At 66.0% G+C, this 17,920-nt stretch carries 18 protein-coding genes and 2 tRNA genes; 7 read left to right on the top strand and 13 right to left on the bottom strand.

What is annotated here, in order from left to right:
* Positions 1–51: 51 nt before the first annotated feature.
* Positions 52–525, top strand: a complete 474-nt coding sequence (locus BN2660_RS05780; RefSeq protein WP_176697102.1) for a DUF4383 domain-containing protein — start codon at positions 52–54, stop codon at positions 523–525.
* A 42-nt stretch (positions 526–567) separates the two neighbouring features.
* Here BN2660_RS05780 and BN2660_RS05775 read toward each other — a convergent pair whose 3' ends face one another.
* From BN2660_RS05775 to dnaA, 13 genes are all read right to left on the bottom strand, one after another.
* Complete coding sequence (locus tag BN2660_RS05775; protein ID WP_255305051.1) at positions 568–849, bottom strand: hypothetical protein; 282 nt, start codon at positions 847–849, stop codon at positions 568–570.
* A gap of 224 nt (positions 850–1,073) precedes the next feature.
* Positions 1,074–1,146: transfer RNA gene (locus BN2660_RS05770), tRNA-Ala, on the bottom strand.
* Between the two features lie 26 nt (positions 1,147–1,172).
* A tRNA-Ile gene (locus BN2660_RS05765) sits at positions 1,173–1,246 on the bottom strand.
* A gap of 83 nt (positions 1,247–1,329) precedes the next feature.
* Positions 1,330–2,280 (bottom strand): DUF4097 domain-containing protein, encoded by a 951-nt coding sequence (locus BN2660_RS05760; protein ID WP_255305050.1) that lies wholly within the window; start codon positions 2,278–2,280, stop codon positions 1,330–1,332.
* Positions 2,277–2,966, bottom strand: a complete 690-nt coding sequence (locus BN2660_RS05755) for a LuxR C-terminal-related transcriptional regulator (RefSeq protein WP_091228349.1) — start codon at positions 2,964–2,966, stop codon at positions 2,277–2,279. Before BN2660_RS05755 ends, BN2660_RS05760 begins: the two co-directional genes overlap by 4 nt.
* Positions 2,954–4,222, bottom strand: a complete 1,269-nt coding sequence (locus BN2660_RS05750) for a sensor histidine kinase (protein WP_091228347.1) — start codon at positions 4,220–4,222, stop codon at positions 2,954–2,956. The genes BN2660_RS05755 and BN2660_RS05750 overlap by 13 nt, the downstream gene beginning before the upstream one ends.
* Before the next feature lie 140 nt (positions 4,223–4,362).
* On the bottom strand, positions 4,363–4,767 hold the full coding sequence (locus tag BN2660_RS05745) for a DUF3566 domain-containing protein (RefSeq protein WP_091228345.1): 405 nt from the start codon (positions 4,765–4,767) through the stop codon (positions 4,363–4,365).
* Positions 4,764–7,319, bottom strand: coding sequence for a DNA gyrase subunit A (gyrA, locus tag BN2660_RS05740; RefSeq protein WP_091228344.1), 2,556 nt, complete (start codon positions 7,317–7,319; stop codon positions 4,764–4,766). Before gyrA ends, BN2660_RS05745 begins: the two co-directional genes overlap by 4 nt.
* Before the next feature lie 94 nt (positions 7,320–7,413).
* Positions 7,414–9,492, bottom strand: a complete 2,079-nt coding sequence (gene gyrB / locus BN2660_RS05735) for a DNA topoisomerase (ATP-hydrolyzing) subunit B (protein WP_091228342.1) — start codon at positions 9,490–9,492, stop codon at positions 7,414–7,416.
* Between the two features lie 118 nt (positions 9,493–9,610).
* A complete protein-coding gene (locus BN2660_RS05730) occupies positions 9,611–10,114 on the bottom strand; it encodes a DciA family protein (protein ID WP_091228340.1) in 504 nt (167 codons plus the stop codon).
* On the bottom strand, positions 10,107–11,300 hold the full coding sequence (recF, locus tag BN2660_RS05725; protein ID WP_091228338.1) for a DNA replication/repair protein RecF: 1,194 nt from the start codon (positions 11,298–11,300) through the stop codon (positions 10,107–10,109). Before recF ends, BN2660_RS05730 begins: the two co-directional genes overlap by 8 nt.
* Before the next feature lie 76 nt (positions 11,301–11,376).
* Complete coding sequence (gene dnaN / locus BN2660_RS05720) at positions 11,377–12,519, bottom strand: DNA polymerase III subunit beta (protein WP_091228336.1); 1,143 nt, start codon at positions 12,517–12,519, stop codon at positions 11,377–11,379.
* A 494-nt stretch (positions 12,520–13,013) separates the two neighbouring features.
* On the bottom strand, positions 13,014–14,405 hold the full coding sequence (gene dnaA / locus BN2660_RS05715; protein WP_091228334.1) for a chromosomal replication initiator protein DnaA: 1,392 nt from the start codon (positions 14,403–14,405) through the stop codon (positions 13,014–13,016).
* Positions 14,406–14,722: 317 nt separating this feature from the next.
* Between dnaA and rpmH the strand changes: the two genes are divergently transcribed.
* Genes rpmH through rsmG form a run of 6 tightly spaced genes read left to right on the top strand, consistent with a single transcriptional unit; the run spans position 14,723 to position 17,781 of the window.
* Complete coding sequence (gene rpmH / locus BN2660_RS05710; RefSeq protein WP_022889115.1) at positions 14,723–14,860, top strand: 50S ribosomal protein L34; 138 nt, start codon at positions 14,723–14,725, stop codon at positions 14,858–14,860.
* Positions 14,861–14,866: 6 nt separating this feature from the next.
* A complete protein-coding gene (gene rnpA, locus BN2660_RS05705) occupies positions 14,867–15,211 on the top strand; it encodes a ribonuclease P protein component (RefSeq protein WP_091228332.1) in 345 nt (114 codons plus the stop codon).
* Positions 15,208–15,558, top strand: coding sequence for a membrane protein insertion efficiency factor YidD (gene yidD, locus BN2660_RS05700; RefSeq protein ID WP_091228330.1), 351 nt, complete (start codon positions 15,208–15,210; stop codon positions 15,556–15,558). The genes rnpA and yidD overlap by 4 nt, the downstream gene beginning before the upstream one ends.
* A gap of 3 nt (positions 15,559–15,561) precedes the next feature.
* A complete protein-coding gene (gene yidC, locus BN2660_RS05695) occupies positions 15,562–16,632 on the top strand; it encodes a membrane protein insertase YidC (RefSeq protein WP_091228328.1) in 1,071 nt (356 codons plus the stop codon).
* Positions 16,629–17,123 carry a Jag family protein gene (locus BN2660_RS05690; RefSeq protein ID WP_091228326.1) on the top strand — a complete coding sequence of 165 codons (495 nt, stop codon included), beginning with the start codon at positions 16,629–16,631 and terminating at the stop codon, positions 17,121–17,123. Before yidC ends, BN2660_RS05690 begins: the two co-directional genes overlap by 4 nt.
* A 34-nt stretch (positions 17,124–17,157) precedes the next feature.
* Positions 17,158–17,781: a 16S rRNA (guanine(527)-N(7))-methyltransferase RsmG gene (gene rsmG, locus BN2660_RS05685; protein ID WP_091228323.1), complete on the top strand. Its 624-nt coding sequence runs from the start codon at positions 17,158–17,160 to the stop codon at positions 17,779–17,781.
* Positions 17,782–17,920 lie beyond the last annotated feature (139 nt).

Below are 17,920 nucleotides of genomic sequence, written 5' to 3'. Positions count from 1 at the left end.
CAGGCGAACCACGCAGCGCCGCATCGCGGCCGCACCGACATGGAGGACATCATGAGTGACACCGCACGTACACAGCGTTTCGCCGAGACCCCGATCCAGAAGACGGCGCTCATCGTGGGCATCGTCTTCCTCCTGGTCGGGATCGCCGGTTTCATCCCGGGCCTCACGCACTCCGCCGAGCACCTGCACGGAGCGGGTGCCGGGTCGGAGGCCCAACTGCTGGGCCTGTTCCAGGTCTCGGTCCTCCACAACTTCGTGCACCTCGCCTTCGCGGTCGCCGGAATCGCCGTGGCCGCTCGCGCCCGTGCATCCCGCCTCTATCTCATCATCGGCGGGCTCGCCTACCTCGTCGTCTGGCTCTACGGCCTGATCGCCGTCGGCAACGAGCAGCTCAACTTCCTTCCGGTGAACGACGCAGACAACTGGCTGCACCTCGGCCTCGGCATCGGCATGGTGCTGCTCGGCATCTTCGTCTCCCGCGACCCTCGCGTCCCGGGCAACGGCGGGCGAGCGGCTCGGGCCTGACTTCCTCGGCTCTGACCCTCGGGGCTGCACCGCCCCGAGGGGTCAGAGGAGGTCGTAGTACCCGCCGAACGGGGAATCCAGCTCGCCGGTGTCTCGTGCGTCGAAGGCGACCGCCGCGGTGCTGATCGTGACATGGCTGCGCGGAGTGATCAACACGCTCACCTGGCGGTTGCCGACGACCACGATGTCGATGAAGGTCCCGGCGGTCTGGACTGCGGCCTCGATCTGACGCCGGATCTCCTGGACGTCCTCGTTCTGAGCGAGCACGAAGCTCATCCCATCGAACGTGACCTCGGTCTGAACCATCAACTTCACCTCGCTCATGGAAGGACCCTACGCTGGCCGACCTGGTCGAAGAAGGGGGGTTGAAATCGAGTTCCAGGAATGCCAAGACCACCGGAATCGCCGCCGAGAACACGGGTGACCGTCTTTCTTGTAGGACGCCCGAGTTGTTAACAGATCCATCCACACCTGTGGAGGAAGAACCTCCGAGAAAACGAGAAGGCCCCGCACATGGCGGGGCCTTCTCGAACTGTCTCAACACAGTGTGGAGCCTAGGAGATTCGAACTCCTGACATCCTGCTTGCAAAGCAGGCGCTCTACCAACTGAGCTAAGGCCCCGTGAGGGTGTTTCTTGAATTGAGGAGTGGGGCTACCAGGACTTGAACCTGGGACCTCTTCATTATCAGTGAAGCGCTCTAACCGCCTGAGCTATAGCCCCGTCAACCTCCGAAACTTTACCGGAGATTCTTCGAAATACCCAATCGAGGGCGGGAGCCGTGAGGAGCTCCCGCCCTCGACCGCTCATCCGCCGGGACGGATGGTCACGCTGCCCGCAGACAGGGTGACGTCGATGAGGCGCCGCGAGTCCGAGGACTGGTCGACCTGAGCGTCGAGGGTCCCCGCGCTGACGTTCTGCGAGATCGTGTACGAGCTGCTCGGAACCGTGAGATCGACCGATCCGGCGCTGACGTCGATCGTCGTCTGCGTCGGAGCCTGCCCTGTCAGCTCGACGTCGAGGTCGCCCGCCGACACCTGGAACACCGCCTCGTCGACGCCGTCGGCCAGGACGTCCGCTCGGCCTGCGCTCATATCGATGTCGAGAGCAGTCGCCGCCCCCTCGAGATCGAGGGCGCCCGCATTCACCGAGATGTCGAGCGCACCGAAGTCGCCGATCACGTCGAGGCTGCCGGCGTCGAGCGTGAGGTCGGCGTCGAGCGCGGCCTCGCGCAGCGTCTCGGGCAGGGTGAGCACGGCGGACTCGTCGTCGCCGAACCAGCCGTCGAACCACCAGCCCCAGCGGAACTCCGGGCTCCGCACGACCAGCTCATCGCCCTCGCGCTCGAAGGTCCACCCGGGGCCGCGACCGTTCGTCACCGCGAGCTCGGCATCGTCGACATCGCCGAACTCGATGCGCATGTTGCCGGCATCCACGTCGAGCGCGAGTCTCTCGAGTCCCGACGCATCCTGCGTCTGCACGGAGTCGCTCCGATCCGACGAGGTCAGCAGGGTGCCGGTCGCCGCGAACGCCGCGGTTCCGCCCGTGCCCAGGAGCGCGAGCCCGCCGACGATGGCCGTGGTGACCATGATCGCCGTCTTGCCCGACGACCGCGCACCCGGGTCCGCCGGCGGCTGCTGCGGCGTCGGCTGAGGACCCGGCTGCGGAGCCGTGGGCTCGGCCGATGCCGAGGCCGACGCCGGAGGCGGAGTGAGGGGCGTGTGGCCCCCCTGGAAGTCGTTCTCATTCGTGGTCATCGTCCCGTTCCCGTCTGGCCGGTCGGAGGAATCGATCCTCCGGTGTTCTCGATGTGGGCGAGGGCGGCGAGCACGCGTCGGTTGCCCGACTCGTCCTGCTCGAAGCCCAGCTTCTGGAAGATCGCGGTGATGTGCTTCTCGACGCTGGCCTCCGAGAGGAAGAGCAGTCCCGCGATCGCCTGGTTCGACTTCCCCTCGGCGATCAGTGCGAGCACGGTGCGCTCGCGCTCGGTCAGCCGCAGCATCCGATCGTCGCGGTTGCGTCGGGTGAGCAGCTGCGCCACGACCTCGGGGTCGAGCACGGTCGCACCCTCCGAGATCCGCTGCACGGACGCGAGGAACTCCGCGACGTCCGCCACCCGATCCTTGAGCAGGTAGCCGAGCGGGCCGCCCTGCGCCGCGATGAGGTCCGACGCGTAGCGCTCCTCGACGTACTGCGAGAGCACGAGCAGCGGCAGCGCCGGATTCGTGACCCGGAGTCCGAGCGCCGCACGGATCCCCTCGTCTGTGAACGTCGGCGGGAGCCGCACGTCCAGGATGCAGAGCTCGGGATCGGTGTCCACGACGGCCTCGGCGAGACCCGACGTGTCGGGGAGAGCCGCGACCACGGTGTGTCCGGCGTCTTCGAGCAGTCGGATGAGACCCTCTCGCAGCAGGACCGAGTCCTCGCAGATCAGGATGCGCATGGCACGTTCACCTCCAGGCTGGTCGGGCCGCCGACGGGACTCTCGAGTCGGAACGTTCCGCCTGCCGCGAGGATGCGGTTCGCGATGCCGTCGAGTCCGCCGCCGGGCTGCACCTGAGCGCCGCCCATTCCGTTGTCCTCGACGCGTGCCCAGAGCACCCCGCCTTCACGGAGTCGCACGGTCACGCGCGCCTCGCTGGCACGGGAGTGCTTGGCCGCGTTGGTCAGTGATTCCGCGATGGAGAAGTACACGGCGGCCTCGGCCTCACGGCTGCACCGACCGTCCATCCGCACATCGAGCACGACCGGGATGTGCGACCTGCTCGCGAGCGCCGAGAGCGCCGCGTCCAGTCCACGATCATCGAGCACCGAGGCGTGGATGCCGCGGGCCAGCTGTCGCAGTTCGGTGATGGCGGCCTTCGTGGAGGTGTGCGCCTCGGCGATCAGCTCTTTCGCGGCATCCGGATCGTTGTCGATCTTTTGCTGCGCGAGTCCGAGTGTCATTCCCACCGACACGAGTCGCGGCTGGACGCCGTCATGGAGGTCGCGCTCGATGCGGGTGCGCTCGACATCCGCAGCGCGGACGGCCCCTTCGCGCTGTGCGGTGGTCGTGCGTACGCGCTCGGTCAACTCCGCCTCGCGGCTGCGGGCGACGATCGCGAGCGACAGCATCCGGTGCAGGAAGGCGAGGCCGATGATCCCCGCGACCGACGCGGCGAGCCCGAGGATGCCGACCAGCGGCGCCCACTCGACCGCGATGCCGCTGCCGCCGAACGGCCCGATCACGGCGCCGGCCTCGGTCAGCGGAGCGAACGAGATGGCGATCGACCAGACGACGGCCCACACGAGCCTGAGGACGATCCAGCCGAGGATGGAGGCGATGGCGAAGTTCGCGATGGCCCTCCACATCCGCCCGTCGATGGCCTGACGGCCGAGTGCGCGCAGCCACCCGGAGAAACCTGGGCGATCGCGCGGCCGCCAGCGCAGCGGGGTGATCGGGGTGCGGTACAGAGCGCTCACGCGAGCGACCTCGAACCAGCCGACACCGAAAAGGGCGTACACGAGGCCGACGAGCAGCACGGCCCCGATCCCCGCGGCGAAGAGGAGTCCCAGGCCGGTTCCGAGGAGCCCGGACAGGGTGGTGAAGATGATCCCGCCGAGCACGCCCACGCCCGCGAGATGCAGGATCGTGAGCAGGATGCGCAGCGGAGGCTTATCGCCTGTCGTCGCTGGTGGCGTCGCAGTCTGAGTGGTCATGTCTCCAAGGTACGGCGGCCTCTGTCGCGCCGACACCGAGGCATCCCGACACCCGGTTTCGGGATTTCCCTACCCCTGATTCCGGAAAACAGAAGAGGGGCGGATGCTGTACGCATCCGCCCCTCTTCCGTGAAGGTGCGTCAGTTGGACATGAAGCCGACGAGCAGCCCGCCGGTCACCTTCACTGCGACGTTGTAGATGCCGGCGACGACGGCGCCGAGCACGGTGAAGACGATGAGGTTGAGGATTGAGACGACGGCGGCGAAGGCCATCACCTGCGGCAGACCCGCGACCTCGGAGATGCGCACCGACTCGTCGGTCACGACGCCGATGAACTCATCGGCCTGGGCGAGGATGCCCGTGGCCTGGAGCACGAGGTAGATCAGGAAGAACGACACCATCGTGACGATCGCGAGCGCGACGGCTCCGAGGAAGGAGAGCTTCACGGCAGACCAGAAGTCGACGTAGACGAGGCGCAGGCGCACCTGCTTGCCGCTGGTCTTGCGCGTGGACTTCTTCGCCAGCTTGTCGGCTACTGTGCTCATGCGTCTGTGTCCTCAGGGTTCTCTGTGGTCTCGGGGGAGGGGAGATCCGCCTCCGCCTCAGCCGATCCTTCGTCCTCGGCGAGGCCCCGCTCACCATTGCGGGCGATGGCGAGGATCCGGTCGGCTTCTGTCGTCCGTGCGAACACCACTCCCATGGTGTCGCGGCCCTTGGCGGGCACCTCGGCCACGGCAGAGCGTACCACCTTGCCGCTGGACAGAACCACCAAGACCTCGTCGTCCTCCGAAACCATCAGACCACCCGCGAGAGTGCCCCGATCGTCGTTGAGTTTCGCGACCTTGATGCCGTATCCGCCGCGTCCCTGGACGCGATACTCCTCGATCGCAGTGCGCTTCGCGTAGCCGCCGTCGGTCACCACGAACACGAACTGACCGGGGGCCGCGACGGATGCCGACAGCAGGCTGTCGTTCTCGCGGAACTTCATGCCCTTCACTCCGGCCGTGGCCCGCCCCATCGGTCGCAGAGCCTCGTCGGTGGCGCTGAACCGCACCGACATGCCGCGTCGGCTGATGAGGAGGATGTCGTCCTCGGCGTTGACCATCAGCGCACTGACGAGCTCGTCGTCATCGTTCAGACGGATCGCGATGACGCCGCCCTGGCGGTTGGTGTCGTAGCTCGGAAGGCTCGTCTTCTTCACGAGGCCGTTGCGGGTGGCGAGCACCAGATAGTCGGCGACCGCGTAGTCGCGGATGTCGAGGACCTGCGCGATGTTCTCGTCCGGCTGCAGGGCCAGCAGGTTCGCGACATGCGTACCCTTCGCGTCGCGGCCGGCCTCCGGCACCTCATAGGTCTTCGCGCGGTAGACGCGGCCCTTGTCGGTGAAGAACAGCAGCCAGTGATGCGTCGTCGTGACGAAGAAGTGCTCGACGATGTCGTCCGCGCGCAGCTGAGCGCCCTTGATCCCCTTGCCGCCGCGGTGCTGCGAACGGTAGTTGTCGCTCCGCGTGCGCTTGATGTACCCCGCGCGGGTGATGGTGACGACCATCTCCTCCTCCGCGATGAGGTCCTCCATCGAGACGTCGCCGTCGAAGCCGTGCAGGATGTGCGTGCGACGGTCGTCGCCGAAGCGCTCGACGATGCCCGTGAGCTCCTCGCGGATGATGTCGCGCTGCAGCGCCTCGTCGGCGAGGATCGCCTGGTACTCGGCGATGAGCTTCTCGAGCTCCGCCGCCTCGTCGAGGATCTTCTGACGCTCGAGTGCTGCGAGGCGTCGCAGCTGCATGTCGAGGATCGCCTGAGCCTGGTCGTCGTCGATGTCGAGGAGCTTCTTGAGTCCCTCACGGGCATCCTCCACCGTGGCCGACCGACGGATCAGCGCGATGACCTCGTCGAGAGCATCGAGAGCCTTGAGGTAGCCGCGCAGGATGTGCATGCGCCGTTCGGCCTTCGCGAGGCGGAAGCGGGTGCGGCGGACGATCACCTCGAGCTGGTGCGTGATCCAGTGGGTCACGAACCCGTCGATCGCGAGCGTGCGCGGCACGCCGTCGACGATCGCGAGCATGTTCGCGCCGAAGTTCTCCTGCAGCTGCGTGTGCTTGTAGAGGTTGTTGAGGACGACCTTCGCCACGGCGTCGCGCTTGAGGACGACGACGAGACGCTGACCCGTGCGGTCCGACGACTCGTCGCGGATGTCGGCGATGCCCGTGATCTTGCCGTCACGGGCGAGGTCGCCGATCTTGACCGCGACGTTGTCGGGGTTGACCTGGTACGGCAGCTCGGTGATGACGAGGCAGGTGCGACCCTGGATCTCCTCGACGTTGACGACGGCGCGCATCGTGATCGAGCCGCGGCCGGTGCGGTAGGCCTCCTGGACGCCCTTGGTGCCGAGGATCTGCGCGCCGGTCGGGAAGTCCGGACCGGGGATGCGCTGGATCAGACCCTCGAGCAGCTCTTCGCGCGAGATTCCCGGGTTGTCGAGCGCCCAGAGCGCTGCGGCCGAGACCTCGCGCAGGTTGTGGGGCGGGATGTTGGTCGCCATGCCGACCGCGATGCCCACCGAGCCGTTGACCAGCAGGTTCGGGAACCGTGCGGGGAGGACCGTCGGCTCCTGGGTCTGACCGTCGTAGTTGTCGGTGAAGTCGACCGTGTCCTCTTCGATGTCGCGCACCATCTCGAGCGCGAGCGGAGCCATCTTGGTCTCGGTGTATCGCGGCGCCGCGGCGCCCATGTTGCCGGGGGAGCCGAAGTTTCCCTGACCGAGCGCCAGCGGATACCTCAGCGACCACGGCTGCACGAGGCGCACGAGGGCGTCGTAGATCGCCGAGTCACCGTGCGGGTGGTACTGACCCATGACCTCGCCGACGACACGGGCGCACTTCGAGAACGACTTGTCGGGACGGAAGCCGCCGTCGTACATGCCGTAGATCACGCGGCGGTGCACGGGCTTCAGTCCATCGCGGACGTCGGGCAGAGCGCGGCCCACGATCACGGCCATGGCGTAGTCGAGATAGCTGCGCTGCATCTCGGACTGCAGGTCGACCTGGTCGATCTTGCCGTGTTCGTGCTCCGGCTCGGGGCGGATGTCGTCAGTCATGTGTCATTTCCTGGTTGCTGAGCTTGTCGGAAGCTGGGTCGCTGAGCTTGTCGAACCGCGGGACCCGTCGGCGAGCTCGGGGACCCATGGAGTGTCAGATGTCGAGGAAGCGGACGTCCTTGGCGTTGCGCTGGATGAAGCTGCGTCGCGACTCGACGTCCTCACCCATCAGCACGCTGAAGATCTCGTCCGCGGCCGCGGCATCCTCGATGGTCACCTGACGCAGCGTCCGCGTCGTGTGATCCATCGTGGTCTCCCACAGCTCCTTGGCGTTCATCTCACCGAGACCCTTGTACCGCTGGATGCCGGCTTCCTTCGGGATCCGCTTGCCGTTGTCCAGGCCGTGCTTGAGCAGAGCATCGCGCTCGGCGTCGCTGAACACGTACTCGTGCGGCTGGTTCGTCCACTTCAGACGGTAGAGCGGGGGCATCGCCAGGTACACGAAGCCCGCCTCGATGAGACCGCGCATGTAGCGGAACAGCATCGTCAGCAGCAGCGTCGTGATGTGCTGCCCGTCGACGTCGGCATCCGCCATCAGCACGATCTTGTGATAGCGCGCCTTCTCGATGTCGAACTCCTCGCCGATGCCCGTGCCGAAGGCCTGGATCATCGCCTGGACCTCTTTGTTGCCGAGGGCCTTGTCGAGACGCGCGCGCTCGACGTTGAGGATCTTGCCGCGGAGCGCGAGGATCGCCTGCGTGTGCGGGTCGCGTCCCTGCACGGCCGAGCCGCCTGCGGAGTCACCCTCCACGAGGAAGATCTCGCTGATCGACGGGTCCTTGCTCGTGCAGTCCTTGAGCTTGTCGGGCATCGCCGCGGACTCGAAGACGCTCTTGCGACGCGCGGTCTCGCGTGCCTTGCGAGCGGCCATACGGGCGGTCGCGGCGTCGATCGCCTTGCGGATGACGTTCTTCGCCTGGTTCGGGTTGCGGTCGAACCAGTCGCCGAGCTGGTCGCCGACGACCTTCTGCACGAAGGCCTTGGCCTCGGTGTTGCCGAGCTTGGTCTTCGTCTGACCCTCGAACTGGGGCTCGCCGAGCTTGATCGAGATGACCGCGGTGAGTCCCTCGCGGACGTCGTCGCCCGAGAGGTTGTCGTCCTTCTCCTTGAGCAGGCCGTTCGCGCGGGCGTACTTGTTCACGAGTGTCGTGAGCGCCGCGCGGAATCCCTCTTCGTGCGTGCCGCCCTCGTGGGTGTTGATTGTGTTGGCGTAGGTGAAGACGTTCTCGGTGTACGAGGTCGTCCACTGCATCGCCACCTCGAGCGAGATCTTGCGCTCGGTGTCCTCGGACTCGAAGGCGATGATCTCGTCGTTGACGACCTCGGCGTGACGCACCTTGTTCAGGTACTCGACGTAGTCGACGAGACCGCGCTCGTAGAAGAACACGTCGTTCGGCTGGGTGAGGGTGGCCTGACCCTCGACCTCGACCTCGTACGCCGAGTCGGGGCGTTCGTCGGACAGCTCGATGCGGAGTCCCTTGTTCAGGAACGCCATCTGCTGGAAGCGTGTGCGGAGGGTGTCGTAGTCGAAGTCGACCGTCTCCTGGAAGATCTCGGGATCCGGCCAGAAGGTGATCGACGTTCCGGTGGTGTCGGCCGCCTCGCCCTTCTCGAGCTGCTGCTGGGGCACGCCGCCGTTAGCGAAGCTGTGTCGCCAGACGAAGCCCTTCTGCTTGACCTCGACGTCGAAGCGGGTCGACAGCGCGTTCACGACCGAGGAGCCGACACCGTGCAGTCCGCCGGAGACGGCATACGCGCCACCGCCGAACTTTCCGCCGGCGTGCAGGATCGTAAGGACGACCTCGACGGTCGACTTCGAGGGGTCGGAGGAGTGCGGGTCGACGGGGATGCCGCGGCCGTTGTCGATGACGCGCACGCCGCCGTCTTCGAGGAGCGTCACGAAGATCGTGTCGGCGTAGCCCGCCAGTGCCTCGTCGACGGAGTTGTCGACGATCTCGTACACGAGGTGGTGCAGACCGCGAGGCCCCGTGGAGCCGATGTACATACCCGGACGCTTGCGCACCGCCTCGAGACCCTCGAGGATCTGGATCGAGTCGGCGCCGTACTCACCCGGCTGCTGCGCCCTGGGTGCGGTCGATGCGGATCCGGTACCCGAGTTCGAAGGGTTTCCGTCGGTCGATTCCGTCTCGTCTGCAGGGGATTCAGGCGTCATCAGAGGGCATTCTCCACATCGATATCACGAACTCCCAGTCTAGCGGTCTTTCGTGTCGACATGCGGCTCAGCGGCCACGTATGGCCCTCTGAGCGTGTCGGACCCCTCGCATGGTGTCCTACCCGTAGGTATCGCGCGGACCCCGCCCTGGAACGACTCTGGGACCCCATTTCCAGGAGGGTACGTCCGGTCCGATGAAGCGGAGGTTCTCGACGCCGGCATCCGGGTAGCGTCTGCCGATCTCCGTGAGGATGGTCCCGCGCATGTACTGCAGGTTCTTCGCCCAGGCCGTCGAATCGCACTTCACGGTCAGCAGTCCGCGCTCCAACGACACCGGTTCGGAGTGCTTCGCGGTGTCGGCTCCCGCGAGATCGGCCCACTGCCGAACGAGGTCCTCACGAGCCAGCGTGGTCTGCCATCCGGAGTCGCGACTCAGCTTGTCGAGCACGGCGCCGAGCGACCCGGGGTCTCGTCCTGGGGTGAAGGGCGCATTGTCGTCGTCGGTCACGACACGACGCTTGCGCTTCCACGTCTTCGAGCTCGGCTGGAGTCCTCGCAGACGCAGATACGTGGCGACGGTCTCGGGGGCGTCGGATGCCGGGGCGGCCGCGGTGTCAGTCATCCGCCGTCTCCTCGTCCTGTGCGAGCGAGCGCTCGTCACTGATCGTTCCCGCGGTGATCCGCACGACGTGAGCGTGCAGCACCTCGGGGATATCCTCCTCCACCGCCGCGGTGACCACCACCTGCTCGTACCCCGCTGTGAGGGATGCGAGGCGCTGACGCCGGTCGGCGTCGAGCTCGGCGAACACGTCGTCGAGGATCAGCACCGGGTCGCCGGCCGGAGACTCGCTGCGCAGCAGCTCGGCCGATGCGAGCCGGAGAGCGAGGGCCACCGACCAGGACTCGCCGTGCGAGGCATACCCCTTCACCGGGAGCCCCCGCACGCGGAGGACCAGGTCGTCGCGATGGGGGCCGGTCAGCGTGAGGCCGCGGTCGAGCTCCTGGGTCCGCTTCGCGAGGAGCGAAGCCCGGAACAGCTCGGCGCACATCGACGGGCTCAACGTTCCGTCGGACTCGAGTGCCCCGCCTTCACCGTCTTCGGGATCCGCTCCGCGGATCGACAGCGCCCAGTCGAGCTGCGGCTGATGGTCGGCGCCCGCGATGGACGCATAGGCGTCGGCCACCGGCTGCTGCAGGTCGGCCGCCAGTCGTTGCCGGGCCACGATGATCTCGGACCCGAGCGCCACGAGCTTGTCATCCCAGACGTCGAGGGTACTGAGGGCTTCACCGCGGATGCCGCGCGCCCTGGCCGACTTGAGCAGAGCCGTTCGCTGCTTGAGCACCCGGTCGTAGTCCCCGAGCACCGCCGACATGCGGGGCGCGCGCTGAATGAGGAGCTGATCGGCGAAGCGTCGTCGGGAAGACGGATCGCCGCGGACGATCTGGAGGTCCTCGGGTGCGAAGAGGACGACATGCGCATAGCGGGGGAGCTCGCTCGTCTTCGCAGGCGAGCCGTTGATCCGTGCCTTGTTGGAGCCCTGGCGGTTGAGCTGCACCTCGGCGAGGACCTTGCGCTCACCATGGGAGAGGCGCGCGCGGATGATCGCGTACTCCTGACCGTCGCGCACCATCGGAGCATCGGACGAGACCCGGTGCGACCCCAGTGTGGCGAGGAACACCACCGCTTCGGCGAGGTTCGTCTTGCCCTGACCGTTGCGACCGACCAGCACATTGGGGCCAGTGTGGAGGGCCAGTTCTGCGGTCGCGTAGTTGCGGAAATCGACCAGACTCAGGTGCTCCACAATCACGGGATCAGCCTACCTTCGGCCTCTGACAGTGCCCCGGGTGGCGGCCCGACGGGCTCGGCCGTGCGCGTCGTCGAGATCAGCGAAGCAGGAGGTTCGGCTGCAGGAGGTACTTGAACGAGTCGAGACCTGCCTGGTCGACCGAGGTCTGGCTCGTGATGAGCACCGGGCTGAGCTTGTTCGCGTTGTCGCTGGAGGTGAAGGTCACGCGGACGAACTCGCTCTTCACCGCGCCCAGAGCCTCGATCAGGTACTGCGGGTTGAGGCCCAGAGTCACCTCGTCGCCGCCCGACAGGATCGCGTCGACGGACTCGGACGCACGGGCGTGCTCGCTCCCCGATGCATCCATCGTCACGCTGTCGGCGGAGAACGTGAAACGCAGCGGCGCAGCACGATCGAGAACCAGCGACACGCGACGGACGGCTTCGATGAGGTCTGCCGTGTTGACGACCGCGTAGTGGTCGGTCTGCTCCGGGAAGAGCCGACGGACCGGCGGGAAGTTGCCCTTGATGAGCAGCGACGTGACCGTCTTGTTGCCTGCGGTGAACGCGATGATCTCGCGATCGCCGGCACCGGAGAACGCGATCTGGATGGTGCCCGCGTGGCCGAAGGTCTTTCCCACCTCGAGCAGGGTTCGTGCCGGGACGAGTGCCGAGGTCTCGACCGCCTCGCCGTCCCAGGGGACGTCGCGGAGCGAGACGCGATAGCGGTCGGTGGCGACGAGGCTCAGGTTCTGGCCCGACACCTCGAGCTGCACACCGGTGAGGACCGGGGTCACGTCATCGCGGGAGGCGGCGAAGCCGACCTGTGCGATCGCGGTGCCGAAGTCGTCGGCGGGGACGACACCGGAAGAGCCGGAGACCTCGGGGATCGAGGGATATTCCTCGACCGGCATGGCGGCGAGCGTGAACCGCGCCGAGCCGCAGGTGACGGTGATTCCGCCGTCGTCCTCGACGGCGATCTCGATCGGAGCGTTCGGGAGGCGGCTGGCGATGTCGGACAGCAGGCGACCGTGGACGAGGATCGTGCCGGGGGTGTCGACCGTCGCCTCGATCGTGGTGCGAGCGGATGCCTCGTAGTCGAAGGCCGACAGCGTCAGACCGGAGGCGTCGGCCTCGATCAGGACTCCGGCGAGGATCGGCTGCGGGTTGCGCTGCGGGAGGAGCTTGACGACGAAGGACACAGCCTCGCTGAAGACATCGCGGTTGACCTGAAACCTCACGGGTGCTCCCTTGTCGTCGTTCTGTGACGCGTGGTGATGGGTCCTGCCAGTGCAGGGCTTCCCATGCTAGCCCCACAGTCGTACCGATCCCTACGACGAAGTGGATCGAGGGATGGGGTCGGCTATCCCCACCGTCTGGTGATCGGATCGCGCCTGAATTGAATTAACTCCTTAACGGTGTTAACACCTGTGGATACTGTGGATAAGTCGGTGGATAGCAGGCGTGAGTAAGGAACTACACGCTTGTCACTTGTGGAATCCCTGAGGAATCCGGGGCTGGACGCACATCGGAGGCGTTCGAGTCGGTTCGTAGTTATCCACAGGTAGGACGGTTTCCCCCACATCCGTCCCGACCCGACGGGGAATCATCCACAAGTTATCCACATGTGCAAACTGGCATCTACCGGATTCTGCATGCGGCGCGTCGCGGGACGACGAAGGGGATGCAGCGCCCTTTCGGAGCTGCATCCCCTTCGTGAGGGTCGGTGCCGGATTCAGCGACGACCGAGCTGCGTGGTGATCTCGGTCACCTGGTTGTAGATGGAGCGTCGCTCCTTCATGAGCTCGCTGATCTTCTTATACGCATACATGACCGTGGTGTGGTCGCGGTTGCCGAACAGCTGACCGATCTTCGGCAGCGAGAGGCTCGTGCGCTCCCGGCAGAGGTACATCGCGATCTGTCGTGCGGTCGCGATCTGCTGCGACCGGCTCGAGCCGTAGAGGTCGTCGACGGTGAGCTTGAAGTACTGCGCGGTCGCAGTGATGATGTCCGTCGGCGAGATGATGTTGTCCTCTGCCGTGTCGATGATGTCGCGGAGGACCGTCTGGGCGAGGGAGATGTCGAGCGCCGACCGGTTCAGACTCGCGAAGGCGGAGACGCGGATGAGCGCACCCTCGAGTTCGCGGATGTTGGAGGACACCACCGTCGCGATGTACTCGAGCACCTCGTCGGGGATGTGCAGTGCCTCGCTCTGCGCCTTCTTGCGGAGGATGGCGATACGGGTCTCGAGGTCGGGGGCCTGCACGTCGGTGATGAGGCCCCACTCGAAGCGGCTCCGCATCCGATCCTCGAAACCGGTGAGGTGCTTCGGTGCCACGTCGCTCGTGATCACGACCTGCTTGTTGTGATCGTGCAGCGTGTTGAAGGTGTGGAAGAACGCCTCCTGGGTCTCGGCGCGACCCTGCAGGAACTGGATGTCGTCGATGAGGAGGATGTCGACGTCTCGATACCTCGCCTGGAATGCGGCGCCGCGGTTGTTGGCGATCGAGTTGATGAAGTCGTTCGTGAACTCCTCGCTCGACACGTACCTCACCTTCACGCCTGCATAGAGGGACTGCGCGTAGTCGCCGATCGCGTGGAGGAGGTGCGTCTTGCCGAGGCCGGAGTCGCCGTAGATGAAGAGAGGGTTGTACGCCTTCGCCGGCGCCTCCGCGACCGCGACCGCCGCGGCGTGGGCGAAGCGGTTGGACTGGCCGATCACGAAGTTGTCGAAGGTGTACTTCGGGTTGAGACGCGATTCATGCCGGAGCTGCGTCGGCTGCTCCATGGGCGACTCGACGCGGATCTGCTCCTGCCGTCCGTAGTCGGCGACGGCGATGGGGGCGGTCGCCTGCTCCGCCAGCTCGTGGTTCACGACCACGCGGTAGGAGGTGACCTCTTCTCCGATGTGCGACAGGGCCTCCATGATCGGCAGCCGCAGGCGCTTGTTGATCTGCGCGGCGGTGAGGTCGTTCGGCACCTCGAGGTAGAGGGTCGCGGCCATGACACCGGCCGGGACGGCGAGACTCAGGAATCCCTGGAGCTGAGGCGTGACACGGTCGTCCGCCTCGAGGAGATCCTGCACCGTGGCCCAGATCGGAACGTCGGGCTGGGCTGGTGAGGACATGACGCTCCGCGCTGGGGGATCGGGGGCGGCTGTCGATGGACGCTCACCCCTGTGGATAACTTCGGATGCCACGGTAGTCATCACGGCTGTGAACGGCAACCTGCCTAGGGAATCATGCGCGCGTGTTGCGCATACGTGCAGCGCCAAGGTTGTGGATAATGGCTGTGCGGACCGTACAGCGGTCCGGGGCCGAGGCGCGCAGATTTGCTCTGCGCGCCGCCAGGACGTACCCTTAATCGGTTGACTTATGCCTGAACGGCAGATCCCTATGTCTCCGGTCAAAATGATCCCGGTGGCAGCATTCCCGGAGTGATTTCATGAGCAAGCGCACCTTCCAGCCCAACAACCGCCGTCGCGCCAAGAAGCACGGCTTCCGTCTTCGTATGCGTACCCGCGCCGGCCGCGCGATCCTGTCGGCTCGCCGCGCGAAGGGCCGCACCGAGCTCTCCGCGTAAACCGCTGTGCTCGCCCGCCCGTCCCGTCTGACTCGCGGGAACGACTATCGACTGGTCGTTCGACGCGGCTCCCGTTGTGGCGGGGCGCGCGTCATCACCTCGATGATGACGACGGGCGAGAGCAGGGCCGCGAGGTTCGGATTCATCATCAGCAAGCAGGTGGGCACTGCCGTGGTGCGCAACACCGTCAGACGACGGCTGAAAGCCGTCTGTGCGGAGGCGCTCCCCGGAGTTCCCGAGGGCACGGATGTCGTCATCCGTGCCCTTCCTGCGTCTGCGACCGCGAGCTACGCAGAGCTTCGCGCCGACGTTCACCGCTGTCTCGGGCGGCTGTCGCAGGTGCCGGCGTGACCGCGCTTCCCGCGTCGTCGATCGGGACCGGGCATCTGCAGTCGGGCGACGTTCTGCGCAGCATCCCGCTGGTGCCACGGAACCTCGTGCTCGGTCTCCTCGCCGGGTACCGCAAGGTGATCTCCCCCATGTACGGAGACGTCTGCGCCTACTACCCCTCGTGCTCGGCATACGCTGTAGGGGCGGTGCAACAACATGGGGCCGTGCGAGGAAGCATCCTCTCGGCATGGCGGATCCTCCGTTGCAACCCCTGGAGCCACGGCGGCGTCGACGACGTCCGTCCGCACGAACACTTCCGCTATGACCTGACCGCCCGCGGTTTCGTCGTCCCTGCCCGAAAGGACTGATCGGTGGGTCTTGACCTTCTGCTCGCCAGCACCACGCCCTCGCCGGAGCCCGCCTCCGGGGGTTTCGATCTGATCGGAACCATCCTCTGGCCGCTCAAGTGGATCGTCGAGCTCGTTCTCGTCGCGTGGCATTGGCTGCTCACCGCGGTGGGTCTCCCCGCGGCATCCGGTCTCACCTGGGTGCTGTCGATCGTCGGTCTGGTGATCGTCGTCCGCGCTGCCCTGATCCCGCTCTTCGTGAAGCAGATCAAGAGCCAGCGAAAGATGATGGAAATCGCTCCTGAGCTGCGAAAAGTTCAGGAGAAGTATCGCGGCAAGAAGGACCAGCTCAGTCGTGAGGCCATGAGTCGCGAGACCATGGCGCTGTACAAGAAGCACGGCACGACGCCCATGTCGAGCTGTCTGCCGCTGCTCGTGCAGATGCCGATCTTCTTCTCCCTGTTCAGCGTTCTGAGCGACGTCTCGAAGCACCACAATCTGGGTGTCGGAGGCGTCGGTCTTCTCAACGCCGAGCTCACCGAGCAGTTCTACAACGCCGAGCTCTTCGGCGTCGCATCGCTGCACGAGACGCTCGGCAACGCGGTGGACGCGGGCAACACCACAGCGATCATCATCCTGGTCACGCTCGTCGTGCTCATGATCGCGTCGCAGTTCTTCACGCAGCTGCAGATCATCTCGAAGAACCTGTCGCCCGAAGCCAAGACCGGCCAGGCGTACCAGATGCAGAAGATCATGCTCTACGTGCTGCCTCTCGGCTTCATCTTCTCGGGCATCTTCTTCCCGCTCGGCGTCGTCGTCTACTGGTTCATCTCGAACCTGTGGACCATGGGTCAGCAGTTCCTCGTCATCCGAGAGATGCCGACTCCCGGCTCCGAGGCCGCGAAGGCCCGCGAAGAGAGACTCGCCCGCAAGGGCAAGGCGATCGACGGTTCGGGCAAGGTCGTTCCGATGGCGGCTTACGAGGCAGAGCAGCGGCGTCTGCTCGAAGAGGCGGAGCGCGCGAAGGCGCAGGCCCCCAAGCGACAGCAGCCGGTGGGCAAGAAGCGTGCGAAGAAGAAGGGGAACGGCTCGTGAGCGAGAACGTGACGGCAGAGGTCGTGGAGCCCACCGTGGCTCAGCTCGAGAACGAAGGCGACGTCGCCGCGGACTACCTCGAAGAACTGCTCGACATCGCGGACATCGATGGCGACCTGAACCTCGATGTGCGACAGGGTCGTGCGTACGTCTCCGTCGAGGCGGAGGGTGACGGACTGTCGCTCCTCTCGGCGCCGGACACGGTGCAGGCGCTGCAGGAGCTCACCCGGCTCGCGGTGCAGAACAAGACCGGTTCGTTCTCTCGCCTCATTCTCGACATCGGGGGCTCGCGCGACACGCGTCGCCGTCAGCTCGAGACACTCGTGAACGCGGCGGCCGTGAAGCTGGATGAGGGTGCGTCTCAGGCGTCGCTTCCCGCCATGTCGAGCTACGAGCGCAAGCTGGTGCATGACATCGCCGCCGACCAGGGTCTCGTCTCCGAGTCGTATGGCGAGGGTGCCGATCGTCACACCGTTCTGCGTCGTCGTTGACGTTCTTCATGGACCATCTGGCGAAGAGGGCCTCATGAGCGCTGTCGAGGCCGAGCCCGCGGTTGCCGAGGAGCTCTTCGGCAACCGCATCGATGTCGCCCGGCGATTCACGACTGCCCTCGCGGAACATGGAGAAGAGCGCGGGCTGATCGGTCCGCTCGAGTTGCCGCGTCTCTGGACGCGCCACATTCTCAACAGTGCGATTGCTGCGCCGCTCTTCCATGGCACGGTCGCGGACATCGGATCCGGTGCGGGGCTACCGGGTCTGGTACTCGCCATTGCTCGGCCCGATGTGCAGTGGACTCTCGTCGAGCCGATGGAGCGGCGGATCATCTGGCTGAACGAGCAAGTGGATTCGCTCGGACTGGAGAACGTCGAAGTTCTGCGTGCTCGCGCCGAAGAAGTGCGCCGGCCCGAGGGGTTCGACGTCGTCACAGCTCGAGCGGTCAGTGCTCTACGGACGCTGATTCCGCTCACGGCGCCTCTCGTGCGCGACGGAGGAGAGCTCACTCTTCTCAAGGGAATGAACGCACCCAACGAGATCGACGCCGCGCAGAAGCAGATCAAGAAGTTCCGTCTGACGAATGTGCGCGTCGAGGTTCTCGGCGAAGGAGCGCTGCCGGAGACCACCCGCGTCGTTCGGGCTGTCGTTCGCTGACGATTCTGCGGTGATGTGCGCGGTGCGCGCTCATGTGAGCATCGCTGATGAGTGGGCGTTGGCGTGGTCCGGATGCTGGAGCAGTCATCCCCATCCGATCATCGAGTAATCGGGGTTCCAGTTCAGCTGCGTGACTATT

This window comes from Microbacterium sp. 3J1 (assembly GCF_001049495.1).
GTDB lineage: Bacteria > Actinomycetota > Actinomycetes > Actinomycetales > Microbacteriaceae > Microbacterium.
Note: the sequence above shows the minus strand (reverse complement) of the source record. Positions and strands in the feature narration are given on the sequence as shown.

What these genes read in the sequence shown, in the direction of transcription:
- BN2660_RS05730 (WP_091228340.1), bottom strand. Translation starts at nt 10,114, where the DNA reads ATGACTGACACCGCGGCCGCCCCGGCATCCGACGCCCCCGAGACCGTC.
- rpmH (WP_022889115.1), top strand. Translation starts at nt 14,723, where the DNA reads ATGAGCAAGCGCACCTTCCAGCCCAACAACCGCCGTCGCGCCAAGAAG.
- BN2660_RS05755 (WP_091228349.1), bottom strand. Translation starts at nt 2,966, where the DNA reads ATGCGCATCCTGATCTGCGAGGACTCGGTCCTGCTGCGAGAGGGTCTC.
- BN2660_RS05745 (WP_091228345.1), bottom strand. Translation starts at nt 4,767, where the DNA reads ATGAGCACAGTAGCCGACAAGCTGGCGAAGAAGTCCACGCGCAAGACC.
- gyrB (WP_091228342.1), bottom strand. Translation starts at nt 9,492, where the DNA reads ATGACGCCTGAATCCCCTGCAGACGAGACGGAATCGACCGACGGAAAC.
- dnaA (WP_091228334.1), bottom strand. Translation starts at nt 14,405, where the DNA reads ATGTCCTCACCAGCCCAGCCCGACGTTCCGATCTGGGCCACGGTGCAG.
- BN2660_RS05760 (WP_255305050.1), bottom strand. Translation starts at nt 2,280, where the DNA reads ATGACCACGAATGAGAACGACTTCCAGGGGGGCCACACGCCCCTCACT.
- BN2660_RS05780 (WP_176697102.1), top strand. Translation starts at nt 52, where the DNA reads ATGAGTGACACCGCACGTACACAGCGTTTCGCCGAGACCCCGATCCAG.
- BN2660_RS05775 (WP_255305051.1), bottom strand. Translation starts at nt 849, where the DNA reads ATGAGCGAGGTGAAGTTGATGGTTCAGACCGAGGTCACGTTCGATGGG.
- gyrA (WP_091228344.1), bottom strand. Translation starts at nt 7,319, where the DNA reads ATGACTGACGACATCCGCCCCGAGCCGGAGCACGAACACGGCAAGATC.
- rsmG (WP_091228323.1), top strand. Translation starts at nt 17,158, where the DNA reads ATGAGCGCTGTCGAGGCCGAGCCCGCGGTTGCCGAGGAGCTCTTCGGC.
- BN2660_RS05750 (WP_091228347.1), bottom strand. Translation starts at nt 4,222, where the DNA reads ATGACCACTCAGACTGCGACGCCACCAGCGACGACAGGCGATAAGCCT.